The sequence below is a fragment of the Gardnerella sp. DNF00983 genome, from assembly GCF_049244265.1.
GTDB lineage: Bacteria > Actinomycetota > Actinomycetes > Actinomycetales > Bifidobacteriaceae > Bifidobacterium > Bifidobacterium vaginale_J.
Map to the genome: position 1 here is coordinate 165,884 of NZ_CP058392.1, position 14,873 is coordinate 180,756.

Genomic DNA, 14,873 nt, shown 5'->3' on the forward strand with positions numbered 1-14,873 from the left:
TTAAGGAAAAAACTCTTTTCTTTGGACGAATGTTTAGCTATACTAACAGATGTTAATGGTTCGCCATTAGCGAGGTTCGTTCGCGAACCCCATAATTGAAACCTTCTTCTCTCTTTCTCTCTGCCCCGGCGGGTTTCTCTTCTCGCCGGGCTTCTTTTTATCTTTTGACCTGCGCCGCATGTTTTTGTTTTTGTATGTAAAATTATTTATTGATTTATTTTTTTTTTTATTTGTGTGAGCAAAGGGGAAAACAGCGCATGTATGTCAATCCAAATAAACGCAAAGACGCGAGTAACGTGCGCTGGGTATTGCAATACTGCAAGCCAGACATGTGGAGAGTAGGCGTATCGCTTGTACTTTTTACAATTAACGACACAATGGCAATGACAATGCCGTTGCTTTCGGGCTTTATTGTAGACAAAATCATTATTGGCAAACAGCATAATCTACTTATAAGCGTATGCGTTTTAATGGTCGCAATGATGATTATTCGCGTTGGCTCAAGATATATTTACCAGCTTCAAATGGAAAGATTCGGCCAAAACGCCGTGTACCGCCTTGTAAGCGACGAGTATGAGAAGCTGCACTCTTTGGACTTTACGTACTTTAATCACACGCGCACAGGCGATATTATGAGCCGAATGACGTCGGATACAGATGCGATTCGCCATATTTTAAGTTGGGTTTCATATATGGCGTTAGATTGCGTAGTAATGTTCGTGCTTGCGCTAGTTATAATGTTTTCAATTCAGTGGAAGCTCGCTTTAGCACTTATGGCAATTACGCCATTTTTGTTCCTGCTTGCAAAAATTATGGGCAAAAAAGCTAGACCGAAGTTCCTTGCAATTCGCGAATCCTTCGCGCGCATGAATTCAATGGTTGAAGAAAATATCGAGGGTAATCGCGTAGTAAAAGCTTTTGTGCGCGAAGATTACGAAACTAAAAAATTCGACGAGTGCAACGAAGACTATTTTAATCGCAATATTACGCTTGCAAAAAACACCCAAAAATACATGCCGTGGCTAGACGGCATGGGTTTTATGCTCGAGCTTATAACAGTTGGTTTCGGCGGATGGCTTGTTTTAAACGGCAGCATGACATTAGGCACATTCGTTACTTTTAACAGCTTCCTTTGGATGCTTCACATGCCGGTACGAATGGCGGGATGGCTTATTAACGACTGGCAGCGTTTTAACGCAGGATGCGTGAATATTCGCAAGCTTCTTACGCAAGAATCGCATATTAAACATCCAAAAGAAGCTGACGAAACAGTTAAAATCAAAGGCAAAATTACTTTTGAGCATGTTGATTTTTCATTCCCAGATGATCAAGACTCTCTAATTTTAAAAGATATTGATTTAAACGTTCCTGCTGGGAGCAAACTGGGTATTCTTGGTGAAACTGGTTCCGGCAAATCAACTCTCGTAAGTCTTATAGCAAGATTCTACGATCCTACGCGCGGTCGTGTTTTAATTGACGGAAAAGACGTGCGCGAATGGCCGCTAGAAACTGTTCGTAACCAAGTTAGCATAGTTGCGCAGGAAACATTCCTATTTTCGGACACTATTGCAGGAAATATTAGTTTTGGATTAACTCAAACTAAAGAAAATTGTAAGGAATTAGATAATACTATTCGCACGATGGCAACAATTGCTGCAGCGGACGATTTCATTATGAATATGCCAGAAGGCTATGAAACAGTAGTAGGTGAGCGTGGCGTAGGTCTTTCTGGTGGACAAAAGCAGCGTTTGAGCTTAGCTAGAGCGTTGGCAAATAATCCTGCAATCTTGATTATGGACGATACAACTTCTGCTGTAGATATGGAAACGGAAGAGCATATTCAACAGGAGCTAAAGAAACTCGACGGCACGCGCACTGTAATCACTATTGCGCACAGAATTTCATCCGTTAAAGATGCAGACATGATTGTTGTGCTAGATCACGGCAAAATCGTTGAACGCGGAACGCACGCAGAACTTGTGGCAGCACACGGAAGATACTGGGAGATTTACAGGAAGCAGCTTGGATTGCAAAGCGGCAAATCTGCAGGATTCGAAACGAAGGGGGAGTAGAAATGGCGCAACGAAACACTTATCGCGAAGATGAAGAACAAGAAGAGCATGTGAACGTGCATGAGCTTATGCGCGTTAAAAAATACATGAAGCCGTACACTGCTAAACTTCTACTCGTAATTATGGTAGTTATAAGCGGAAGCATAATTATGACAGCAATGCCAATGATTACAAAAACGCTAATTGACGTTGTGTTGCCGCAGAAAAATGTAAATTATTTATATGCAATTATTGCAGTATTTGCAGTGCTCATTATATTGTATGAACTCGGTTTAGCGTATAGAACTTTAGCAATTACGCGCATCGGTCAGATGATAATCAAAGACATGCGCCGAGATATTTTTACGCACGTGCAATCATTATCTTTTGACTATTTTGATTCGCGTCCACACGGGAAAATCCTGATTCGCATTGTAAACTACATCAATACGCTTTCTGACACGCTTTCGTCTGGTTTAATTAACGTATTTTCCGACGTTTTTGTGCTTATTATTACATTGATAACAATGTTTGTTATAGATTGGCGAATGGCTTTGTGGAGCTTAGCGCTATTCCCAATATTTATAATTTGGACACGCACTTTACAAATTTTGCAAAGAAAAGCGTCTAAAAAGTTATCAAATAAACAAAGTAATTTAAATGCGTATTTGCACGAATCAATCGCAGGAGTAAAAACAACTCAAACTTTTGCGCGAGAAGCTACAGCATACGCTACTTTCCAAGAGCAACAAGCAGAAGTAAGAACTGCTTGGATGCGAAACGTTAGAGTGCAAATGTTACTTTGGCCTGGCGCTTCAATTATTGAGACTGCAGCAATAGCGCTTTTGTATTACGCTGGTATAACAAACTTGGGTGCAATGAACGTGAGCACGGGTACGCTTATAGCATTTGTTTGGTATTCGACTACTTTTTGGGATCCAGTAGTAAATATTGGAAACTTCTACACGCAACTTGTAACATGCTCAGTTTATTTGGAACGAATTTTTGAAACTTTAAGAATTAAGCCAAATATTGTAGATAAACCAGATGCTATTCAATTGCCTCAAATCGAAGGAAAAGTAGACGTAAACGACGTTGTTTTCCGTTACGAAGAAGATGGAAGGCCAATATTAAACTTGGTTGATTTGCATATTAATCCTGGCGCTACTGTAGCTCTTGTGGGACCTACTGGCGCAGGAAAAACAACTCTTGTAAGTCTTCTTTCTAGATTCTACGATGTTTCAGAAGGCTCAATTACTATAGACGGGTACGACGTACGTTCAGTAACGCTCGCATCTCTTAGAAAACAAATGGGCGTAATGTTGCAAGATAGCTTTATTTTCAGTGGAACCGTACGCGAGAACATCCGCTACGGAAAGCTCGATGCAACTGATGAAGAAATTGAGAATGCAGCGCGCGCAGTTCATGCTCACGAATTTATTGAAGAGTTGCCGAACGGATACGATACTGAGATTGAAGAGCGCGGAGCCACTCTTTCTGCAGGCCAGCGTCAGCTTATATCGTTTGCGAGAGTATTACTTGCAAATCCGCGAATTCTTATTCTAGACGAGGCAACAAGCAATATTGATACTCGTACAGAAGAAGCATTACAAGCAGGATTAGCTCAATTACTTAAAAATCGCACATCTTTTGTAATAGCGCATAGGCTTTCGACGATTGAGAATGCGGATTTGATTTGCGTAATCGATCATGGAGAAATTGTTGAAAAAGGCACTCATAACGAGCTTATGGATGCAAGAGGAGCATATTATCGTCTTGTAAAATCGCAATATGATGCAATTCGCAAAACAGTTTTATAAACACTTATAATTGCAATAAAAATTGACAGTTGAGTTTGTGAGTAGACTTAAAAATATGAGTAAACATCATCGCGAACATAATTGGGCGCCGGCTTTAGCATCGCAATCTGCAGTATGGGAAAATCTGCTACAAGAAGGAATAACAATTGCAGACGATCATACGCACATGCTTAGCGTTGTGGATTTTGCGCATAATCTAAATCAAGAATTAGCAGAAAAAGGTCGCGATGTAATAGCGGAACCTTCTGCAGACGACTTAGTTGCTCAAGCAAAATCATCAGGCGTTTCGCACATGCTAGAAGTCGGATGTGAATATCCAGATTGGGAGCCGACGATTAAATTTGCTCAAACGCATGAAAATTCAGTTCGCGCAGCAATAGCAATACATCCAAACGAAGCAGTATTACACGGTCACAAAGGAGCTAAAGGCCCTGACGGACTGCCGATAGTTTATAAGCCGTATCACGATATTCCATTTGACGAAGCTATGCAACATTTGCGCTCGCTAGTAATTGCGTATCCAAAAGAAGTAGTTGCAATAGGCGAAACCGGTTTAGATTACTTTCGTACGGGAGAGCCTGCGCGAGAAGTACAAATAGAGGCTTTCCGCGACCACATTGCGCTCGCAAAAGAATTAAACTTGCCTTTGCAAATTCACGATCGTGACGCTCACGAAGACGTAGTAAAAGTCTTGCTAAAAGATGGTGCTCCTGAGCGAACAGTATTTCACAGCTATGCTGGTGGTGTGGATTTAGCAGAAATATTGAAAGAGCACGGCTGGTACGCAAGTTTTTCTGGAACTATAAGTTACAAAGGCAATGATGAATTACGAGAATCTGCGCGAATTATTGGCAAAGATCATATAACTGTTGAAACGGATGCGCCTTATTTAACGCCAATGCCGTATCGTGGACGTCCAAACGCGCCTTATATGGTTCCTTATACGCTAGAAACACTTTCTGAAGTTTTAAATATATCGTTATTGCAAGCAGCGAAAGTTACACGCGAAAATACGCGAAAAATTTACGAATTTTAGGAATATAAGAATCCTTAATTTTCAAGGATTTTTTAATATTTTTTGCGCGATGCACTATTGTTGTATACAATATCCAAGTACGGAAATAAAACTGTGAGGTGTGAGGTTTATGCGACTTCTTGTTGGCATCAAGAAGAAGCCTCATATATGGAGGAACAATTAAGCATGACGAAGTCACGCACTGCTGTACCGTCAAACGATAGTACAAAGGATCCTCGCAACGGCGCGAAAGATTCCGAGAAAAGCACTAAATCCTTAAAAAGCACTAAGGACGCTATATTGCGAGCTGCCTCGTTTACTAAGGCTCCTCAGGTGTCAAAAAAAACGACAACGCGTGAAGAGCGCAAAGTAATAGCTCAACAGCAAGCGCAAGAGGTAAAAGAAGCAGAAAAGCTTGTTGCTAGTGCAGTACGAGGTCCGTTAGGTAGATGGTGGGCAAAATTGCAAACCAGTTCCGATCGTTTTACATTGGGAATGGCAATTGTTGCTCTTGGCGTTGTTTATGGCGATATTGGTACTTCTCCGCTTTATACTGCGCAAACATTTTTAGCAGGTCAAGGTGGCTTACAAAGCATAAATCGCGCAACTATATACGGCATGCTTTCGCTGTTATTCTGGTCAATCACATTAATTACAACCGTAAAATACGTATTTGTTGCAATGAGAACAGACAACAAAGGCGAGGGCGGCATTTTTGCTTTATATTCGCTTCTGCGTAAAAAAGGTGCGTGGCTTGCAATACCGGCAATGATTGGTGGAGCCGCATTTTTGGCAGATTCTGTGCTGACTCCTGCAGTTTCCATCTCTTCAGCAGTTGAAGGTTTGCGTACTATTGCAGTGTTTAAGCCAATATTCTTAGAAAATGAGAATTTGTCGATGATGATTACGATTGTTATCATCGTCATACTTTTCTCTGTACAGCAGCGCGGAACCGAGCGAATTGGCAAAGTATTTGGCATTGTTGTGATGCTTTGGTTCGCTTTCCTTGCGCTTGTTGGCGTTATGAATATTGACCAAGATTGGGCTATTTTTGAAGCACTTAACCCAATTTATGGCGTGAAATTCCTGTTTAGCACGCACAATGTGCAGGGATTAGCTGTTATGGGCGTGATCTTCCTTTCTACTACTGGTGCTGAAGCGTTATATTCCGATATGGGGCATGTTGGTAGAGGTAATGTTTACGCAACCTGGCCATTTATTAAAGTTGCTTTGCTGCTAAATTACTTTGGGCAAGGCGCTTGGATGTTGAAAAATCAAAACGATAAAGCGTTATGGTCAATAGAAGGCTTGAACCCATTCTTCCAAATGCTTGAACCGAATGTACGATATGTTGCCGTTATTCTTTCTGTTACTGCAGGCATTATTGCTTCTCAAGCGCTTATTACAGGCGCATATACGATGGTTTCTGAGGCAACAAGCCTAAATTGGATGCCTCATTTGCAAGTGCGATATCCTGCTAGAACTCGTGGACAGCTGTATATTCCAGTTGTGAACGTTGTTCTATGTGTTGCCACTATCACAGTTCTTGCGGTATTCCGCGACTCTGAGCATATTTCTGGCGCATACGGTTTAGCTTTAACTCTAACTATGCTTGCTACGACTATTTTGCTCACAGTGCACATGTGGTATCAAAAGAAGCATTTTGGTGCTTTCGTGTTTGCAATTGTATTCCTCATGATTGAGATGATGTTCTTTGTGGCTTCTATGGCGAAATTCATGCACGGTGGCTGGTTTACTATGCTGCTTGGTGCTTCAATTTTGATCATTATGGTCACTTGGAAAGACGGAACTAAAATCGAACGTTCGCAACGTTTGCACATGAAGCCGAAAGATTTCTTACCTGTGCTAGATAAGTTGCATGGAGATTTTAGAATTCCGTATTTCGCCGACAATATTGTGTATTTGACTTCCGATCGTGAAATGAAGCGTCTCGATACTGGAATCTTCTTCTCCATTTTTGCTGATCACCCAAAGCGAGCTAGAGCTTGGTGGGCTGTTTCTGTAGAAACAGATGACGCTCCGTTTACTCGTGAGTATTGTGTAGAGAATTTCGGTACTGACTACTTATTCCGCGTAAAAATTAAGCTCGGATTTAAAGTGTCGCCTTCTATACCAGCGTATCTTCACCAAATCATGCACGATTTGTCTCACACGGGCGAGCTTCCTCGTCAAAAATCTGTGTATCCAAAGGTTGATGCAGATCCAGATATTGGACCAATTCGTTACGTGCTGTTGCACAAAGCGTTGATGCCGGAATCTAATATTTCTGTGCGTGGAGCGTTATCTCTAAAGATGAAATATGCAATTAGGCATGTTGCTGGTACGCCAGTTAAATGGTTTGGTTTGGCTCCATACAATCCGGTTGTTGAAGTGCAGCCGTTGTTTGTTTCTACTCGCAGACCTCCGCGTTTGAAGCGTGAAGACTGCTCTCAGCGAGCAGTTCAATCTTTGCAAGGTGCTTCAGCAGTTGAGACTAATATTCACGTTGCGAAAGATATCAGACCTACTGACGCTGAGCAAACTGCTGTTATGAATGCACGAGATATTGCGGCTGCTAATGTGATGTTTGCTGAAGAAAAACTTGCCAATACTGGGAAAATTAGCCCAGTTCCAATTAAAGAGACAAAAAAAGTTAGCGCGGAGAAGCCTAATAAAGACGTAGCAAATATCGATGCAGCGAATGTTACGCATGCTGTTGTGCAAGCTGTGGAGGATGCTGCTCGCATAGATGATGCGAATAGTGTTGAATCCGAAAAAAGCGTTGCAAACGAAAAAAGCGTTGCAATTGAAAAGAATGCTGCAACTGAAAAAAGCGTTGCAAACGAAAAGAGTGCAAAAAATAATCTTAAGGAAGAGTCTTAAGGAAGAGTCTTAAAAATGGAAAATGGTGCAGAAAGCATACTTAATTGCAACTCGATAAAACTCGCTAATTTACCTGATTTTAGTGAAGTAGAGAAATTGCATAAAGCAACTGCACCATCTTCTGCCGCTTATGAGCTTATTCACGGTCATTGTGTTGTAATATCGACAATCTCTTGGCAAATTGCTCATCATTGCAATATGCTTTTGTCATCTGAAAATCATGCTCCTCAAATGAGTGATACTTTGCGTAAGCGTGATGAATTAGCAAAAAATTGCCTTCAGGAGCTTGTTGGAGATAGTTATGCATTACCTGCGATCAGTGGTGGATTAGCTCCAAAACAGTATATTGATGAATACGCAGCTTTAATAGGTGGATTGTTGCACGATATTGGCACGTATTTTGTTCTTGAAAGTGATGGCAGTAGCAACGCTGGTGGCATATTGCGCTTTGATGGGCCGAATTATATTTTGCACGGTTTGCGCGGATATAAATATTTAATTGATAATGGTTTTAGCGAGGACGTTGCGCAATTTGCGCGCAATCATACTGGAGTTGGTTTGACTCGAGAGCAAGTTGTTGCGCAAAATTTGCCTCTTCCTGCTGAAGACTATATTCCGCAAACAGTTGAGCAAGAAATTGTTATGGTTGCGGATAAATATAACAGCAAATCAATTCCTCCTCGTTTTTTGACAGTTGACGCTTATCGTCGCAAGGCTGCGCGATTTGGTGAAGACAATGCTAATAAGTGGATGCAATTGGTCGCGAAATATGGTGAGCCAGATATTGCAGGTCTGGCAGAAATCTTTAATATGCGCGTTGACGCGTGAGCGTTAGTGATTTTTTGCGTATTTTTATCCTATTTTTGCGTATTTTTTAAGAAATTTATTATTTTTTAAAAAGTTTTTATAAATTCGATATTGGATAGCATGCTTTTTTGGGTGCTTTTTCGCGTTTTTCGACACGCCGGTGTTTTGGCTTGTTTTCAATGGTTTTGGGGTGTTTGTTTTTGGTGGGTTTGCGTTTTAGCGTGGGTTGGTGTAAGTTTATCTCTTGCTGCTCAGCGCGGCTGGTTCTCCTCGGTTGAGGTTGATGAGCCGGCTGGTGTGGTGGTGGTTTGAGAACTCAAGAGCGTGTCTGTACTACTTATTAGTTAATTATTGCCAGTTCATTGCCTGCCTTGCAGATTGCAGGGTGCCTGAGAGATGGTTAAATGGTGGTGAGGTTTTTTGTTGGGATGTTCTTTCCTTAAAGAATGTCTCGTCTTTTTCTTTTATATTGGAGCCTTTTGTTGGCTCTTCATTGAAGTTTTTCGTGGAGGGTTCGATTCTGGCTCAGGATGAACGCTGGCGGCGTGCTTAACACATGCAAGTCGAACGGGATCTGACCAGCTTGCTGGTTGGTGAGAGTGGCGAACGGGTGAGTAATGCGTGACCAACCTGCCCCATGCTCCAGAATAGCTCTTGGAAACGGGTGGTAATGCTGGATGCTCCAACTTGACGCATGTCTTGTTGGGAAAGTGTTTAGTGGCATGGGATGGGGTCGCGTCCTATCAGCTTGTAGGCGGGGTAATGGCCCACCTAGGCTTCGACGGGTAGCCGGCCTGAGAGGGCGGACGGCCACATTGGGACTGAGATACGGCCCAGACTCCTACGGGAGGCAGCAGTGGGGAATATTGCGCAATGGGGGAAACCCTGACGCAGCGACGCCGCGTGCGGGATGAAGGCCTTCGGGTTGTAAACCGCTTTTGATTGGGAGCAAGCCTTCGGGTGAGTGTACCTTTCGAATAAGCGCCGGCTAACTACGTGCCAGCAGCCGCGGTAATACGTAGGGCGCAAGCGTTATCCGGAATTATTGGGCGTAAAGAGCTTGTAGGCGGTTCGTCGCGTCTGGTGTGAAAGCCCATCGCTTAACGGTGGGTCTGCGCCGGGTACGGGCGGGCTAGAGTGCAGTAGGGGAGACTGGAATTCCCGGTGTAACGGTGGAATGTGTAGATATCGGGAAGAACACCAATGGCGAAGGCAGGTCTCTGGGCTGTTACTGACGCTGAGAAGCGAAAGCGTGGGGAGCGAACAGGATTAGATACCCTGGTAGTCCACGCCGTAAACGGTGGACGCTGGATGTGGGGCCCATTCCACGGGTTCCGTGTCGGAGCTAACGCGTTAAGCGTCCCGCCTGGGGAGTACGGCCGCAAGGCTAAAACTCAAAGAAATTGACGGGGGCCCGCACAAGCGGCGGAGCATGCGGATTAATTCGATGCAACGCGAAGAACCTTACCTGGGCTTGACATGTGCCTGTCGACTGCAGAGATGTGGTTTCCCTTCGGGGCAGGTTCACAGGTGGTGCATGGTCGTCGTCAGCTCGTGTCGTGAGATGTTGGGTTAAGTCCCGCAACGAGCGCAACCCTCGCCCTGTGTTGCCAGCGGGTTATGCCGGGAACTCACGGGGGACCGCCGGGGTTAACTCGGAGGAAGGTGGGGATGACGTCAGATCATCATGCCCCTTACGTCCAGGGCTTCACGCATGCTACAATGGCCGGTACAACGGGATGCGACATGGTGACATGGAGCGGATCCCTTAAAACCGGTCTCAGTTCGGATCGTAGTCTGCAACTCGACTACGTGAAGGCGGAGTCGCTAGTAATCGCGAATCAGCAACGTCGCGGTGAATGCGTTCCCGGGCCTTGTACACACCGCCCGTCAAGTCATGAAAGTGGGCAGCACCCGAAGCCGGTGGCCTAACCCTTTTGGGATGGAGCCGTCTAAGGTGAGGCTCGTGATTGGGACTAAGTCGTAACAAGGTAGCCGTACCGGAAGGTGCGGCTGGATCACCTCCTTTCTACGGAGTTTTTTGTGCACGCTCGGTTGAGTGTGGTTACTGGTGTGGAAAACAATAGTTGACGTTTTTATGTGAGTTTGTTGGGCATGCTTTTGGGTTCCCGGATTGCCACCCCCCTTTTTGTTTGGGGTTGCGGTCCTTGACCCGCAGGATTTCAGGTTGATGCTTTTTGGTGTTGATGCTGGTTTTGTGGTGTTGTGGTGGTTTGAGAACTGGATAGTGGACGCGAGTAAAATGCGAGACTTTTTTGGTTTCGATTTTTTTGCTTTTATCAATTTCAACCGGCTCCTTTTGTTGGAGTCGCTTGATCGTTTTGTGATCGTTTAGTGTGATGATTTTTTGTCTAGAGAATTTTGCTGATGGGTTCTTACTTTAGTGTTTGTCACTGGTAAGGGCGTATGGTGGATGCCTTGGTAGACAGGACCGATGAAGGACGTGACGGGCTGCGATATGCCTCGGGGAGCTGCCGAGTGGGCTTTGATCCGAGGATTTCCGAATGGGGAGACCCGGCCACTGTTATGAGTGGTCACCACAGTTTTTGTGGGGGGTACGCAGGGAAGTGAAACATCTCAGTACCTGCAGGAAAGGATACTCCGTGAGTAGTGGCGAGCGAAAGCGGATCAGGCTAAACCGGGTGCGTGTGATAGCCGTCAGGTGTTGCGCATTCGGGGTCGTGGGATGGACTGTTCAGCCTCTGACGGGGTTGAGGAGAGTGATAAAATGTCGTGCTAGGTGAATGGGATTGAATTCCCAGCCGTAGAGGGTGATGGCCCCGTAGCTTGTCGTGCGATGTCTCTTTATGTTTATTCCCAAGTAGCGCGGGACTCGTGGAATCCCGCGTGAATCTGCCCAGACCGTTGGGTAAGCCTAAGTATTCCTGTCTGACCGATAGTGTACTAGTACCGTGAGGGAAAGGTGAAAAGCACCCCGGGAGGGGAGTGAAATAGTTCCTGAAACCGTGCGCTTACAATCCGTCGGAGCCTTCTTTGTGGGGTGACGGCGTGCCTATCGAAAAATGAGTCTGCGAGTCAGTGGTATGTGGCGAGGCTAACCCGGGTGGGGGAGCCGTAGCGAAAGCGAGTTTTAAAAGGCGTTTGAGTCGCATGTCCTGGACCCGAAGCGGGATGATCTAGCCCTGAGCAGGTTGAAGCGCGGGTAAGACCGTGTGGAGGACCGAACCCACCTAGGTTGAAAACTGGGGGGATGACTTGGGGTTAGGGGTGAAAGGCCAATCAAATTCCGTGATAGCTGGTTCTCTCCGAAATGCATTTAGGTGCAGCGTCGTGTTATTGCTTACAGGGGGTAGAGCTACTGGATGCTTGCGGGCCCATACCGGGTACCAATAGCAGCCAAACTCCGAATACCTGTTAGGTTTATCACGGCAGTGAGTCGGCGGGGGATAAGCTCCGTCGTCAAAAGGGAAACAGCCCTGATCGTCGTCTAAGGTCCCGAAGCGCGTGCTAAGTGGGAAAGGATGTGGAGTCGCATAGACAGCCAGGAGGTTGGCTCAGAAGCAGCCATCCTTGAAAGAGTGCGTAACAGCTCACTGGTCTAGTGGTTCCGCGCCGACAATGTAGCGGGGCTTAAGCACGCCACCGAAGACGCGGCTGCATGATTTGTTTCATGCGGGGTAGGAGAGCGTCCTGTATGGGGTGAAGCGGCAGTGTGAACTTGTCGTGGACTTTACAGGAGTGAGAATGCAGACATGAGTAGCGAGAGACGGGTGTGAATCCCGTCCGCTGAATGACTAAGGGTTCCGGGGCCACGTTCGTCGTCCCCGGGTGAGTCGAGTCCTAAGGCGAGGCCGACAGGCGTAGTCGAATGGATGAACGGGTTGATATTCCCGTACCGGTGTTACACCGTTCGAACTGAATCTGAGAGTACTAACCTTCATTTATGGGCTGGCTGCCTTTCGGGGTTGTTGGCTTGTTTGTGTTGGGACTGTATCGGTAGTAGGTTAGCGTGGGAGTGACGCGGGTAGGTAGCCGGCTGCGGAGGTGGTTTTCCGTGGCTAAGCGTGTGGGCTGTCTCCTAGGTAAATCCGGGGGATGTTAAAGCTGAGGCGTGATGGGTAGGCTGTAAGGCTGATTCCGGTGATCCTGCTTGCCGAGAAAAGCTTCAACGTGAGGTGTGATTCCGCTCGTACCCTAAACCGACACTGGTGGTCTGGTAGAGTATACCGAAGCGATCGGGCGAATCCTGGCCAAGGAACTCGGCAAATTACTCCCGTGCCTTCGGCATAAGGGAGACCCCTGATGGTGATGTTTTTTACAAGCGGAGCTGTTGGGGGTGGCACAAGCTAGGGGGTAGCGACTGTTTACCAAAAACACAGGAGCGTGCGAAGGCGTAAGCCGCTGTATACGCTCTGACGCCTGCCCGGTGCCGGAAGGTTAAGAGGATCCGTTAGCTTCGGTGAAGCGGTGAATTTAAGCCCCGGTAAACGGCGGTGGTAACTATAACCATCCTAAGGTAGCGAAATTCCTTGTCGGGTAAGTTCCGACCTGCACGAATGGCGTAACGACTTCCCCACTGTCTCGGCCAGGAGCCCGGCGAAATTGCAGTACGAGTAAAGATGCTCGTTAAGCGCAGAAGGACGAAAAGACCCCGGGACCTTTACTATACCTTGGTATTGTCGTTAGGTGTGGATCGTGTAGCATAGGCGGGAGGCTGTGAAGCGTGGGCGCTAGCTTGCGTGGAGTCGACAGGTGAAATACCGCTCTTTCCATATCTGGCGTCTAACCTCGACGCGTTATCCGTGTCAGGGACAGTGCCTGGCGGGTAGTTTAACTGGGGCGGTTGCCTCCTAAAGAGTAACGGAGGCGCTCAATGGTCCGCTCAGCCCGGTTGGCAATCGGGTGTTGAGTGTAATCGCACAAGCGGGCTTGACTGTGAGACTGACGGGTCGAGCAGGGACGAAAGTCGGAGATAGTGATCCGGTGCCGGCGTACGGACGTGGCATCGCTCAACGGATAAAAGGTACCCCGGGGATAACAGGCTGATCATTCCCAAGAGTCCATATCGACGGGATGGTTTGGCACCTCGATGTCGGCTCGTCGCATCCTGGGGCTGGAGCAGGTCCCAAGGGTTCGGCTGTTCGCCGATTAAAGCGGCACGCGAGCTGGGTTCAGAACGTCGTGAGACAGTTTGGTCTCTATCCTCTGCGCTCGTTGGAATGTTGAGGAGACCTGCCCATAGTACGAGAGGACCTGGGTGGACGAACCTCTGGTATGCCGGTCGTCACGCCAGTGGCGCTGCCGGTTAGCTACGTTCGGAAGGGATAACCGCTGAAAGCATCTAAGCGGGAAGCCTGCTCCAAGATAAGCATTCCTTGCACTTTAGTGTGTGAGCCCCCATGTAGAACACGTGGTTGATAGGCTAGACGTGGAAGCCCTGTAAGGGGTGGAGCTGACTAGTACTAATGGGCGATGGTGACATTCTTCCTCACTTTTACTAGTGGGGAGGGTGAGTTCCTTTTGAGTATTATTCTTCTAGCGTTAATGAGTACTGAATGTTTTGCTTAACGATCGGTTGATAAAAGAGTTTTTATTCGCGTTCATGTCCGGTTCCCAAACCGCCACGTGTTGCCACTCACTGTTGGTGAGTGTATAATTTAGTTTTGCGGTGGTCATGGCTCAGGTGAGACGCCCGGTCCCATTCCGAACCCGGAAGCTAAGGCCTGACACGGCGAGGGTACTGCACTCGATAGGGTGTGGGAGACTAGCACGCTGCCGCATTAATCTTTCTAGCGGGGAGTTTTTAACTCCCCGCTTTTTTTATTACACGCACTACTATTATTTATTCCCCACTACTGTTTTTTGGGGTTATAGGCCGAAAAGTGTGTAAAGTTAAGCTGATGAATCTTCTGCGCGTATAAGCCACATTTTAAACACTGTTACAAATTCAGTCGAGTATCTGAGAAAGTAACGGTAATATGTTACTCGCGCAGTATGTAATCTACGTTAATAACGAATAAGCGGGGTTATACGTTACTCGCGCAGTAGCTAATCTGCGCCAGTAACGGAAAACGACCGAAACTGTGCAGCCGTGTAAAGTTTATGCCGCCTACGCAAGAAAATCCGACCAAAACTTTACAGCCGTGTAAAGTATATGCCGCTTCCCAGCTAGATTCCGACCAAAACTTTACAGCTGTGTAAAGTTTATGCCGCCTACGCTCTAAACCGCAACGCTCAAGCAGGTCGTCAGCGCACGCCAGTCACAGCCGAATTCTTAATGAACTACCACGCGGACCTGCCCTGCCTTCGTCTTTA

Annotated in this window: 6 protein-coding genes and 3 rRNA genes; all 9 read left to right on the top strand. The window is 46.3% G+C overall.

Annotated features, from left to right (window positions below):
• The first annotated feature begins 257 nt into the window (after positions 1–257).
• On the top strand, positions 258–2,072 hold the full coding sequence (locus HXT34_RS00660; protein WP_415687689.1) for an ABC transporter ATP-binding protein: 1,815 nt from the start codon (positions 258–260) through the stop codon (positions 2,070–2,072).
• A 2-nt stretch (positions 2,073–2,074) separates the two neighbouring features.
• Positions 2,075–3,871, top strand: a complete 1,797-nt coding sequence (locus HXT34_RS00665; RefSeq protein ID WP_415687691.1) for an ABC transporter ATP-binding protein — start codon at positions 2,075–2,077, stop codon at positions 3,869–3,871.
• Positions 3,872–3,926: 55 nt separating this feature from the next.
• Positions 3,927–4,907: a TatD family hydrolase gene (locus HXT34_RS00670; protein ID WP_415687693.1), complete on the top strand. Its 981-nt coding sequence runs from the start codon at positions 3,927–3,929 to the stop codon at positions 4,905–4,907.
• Positions 4,908–5,072: 165 nt separating this feature from the next.
• Positions 5,073–7,769: a KUP/HAK/KT family potassium transporter gene (locus HXT34_RS00675; RefSeq protein ID WP_421785394.1), complete on the top strand. Its 2,697-nt coding sequence runs from the start codon at positions 5,073–5,075 to the stop codon at positions 7,767–7,769.
• A 15-nt stretch (positions 7,770–7,784) separates the two neighbouring features.
• Positions 7,785–8,597: an HD domain-containing protein gene (locus HXT34_RS00680; protein WP_421784961.1), complete on the top strand. Its 813-nt coding sequence runs from the start codon at positions 7,785–7,787 to the stop codon at positions 8,595–8,597.
• A 144-nt stretch (positions 8,598–8,741) separates the two neighbouring features.
• Entirely contained in the window at positions 8,742–8,888 is a 147-nt protein-coding gene (locus tag HXT34_RS00685; RefSeq protein ID WP_162861153.1) for a hypothetical protein, read from the top strand.
• Between the two features lie 190 nt (positions 8,889–9,078).
• Positions 9,079–10,605: ribosomal RNA gene (locus tag HXT34_RS00690) — 16S ribosomal RNA — on the top strand.
• A gap of 378 nt (positions 10,606–10,983) precedes the next feature.
• Positions 10,984–14,043: ribosomal RNA gene (locus tag HXT34_RS00695) — 23S ribosomal RNA — on the top strand.
• Positions 14,044–14,222: 179 nt separating this feature from the next.
• Positions 14,223–14,339: ribosomal RNA gene (gene rrf / locus HXT34_RS00700) — 5S ribosomal RNA — on the top strand.
• The 16S, 23S and 5S rRNA genes sit together here, the layout of an rRNA operon.
• Positions 14,340–14,873: the final 534 nt, after the last annotated feature.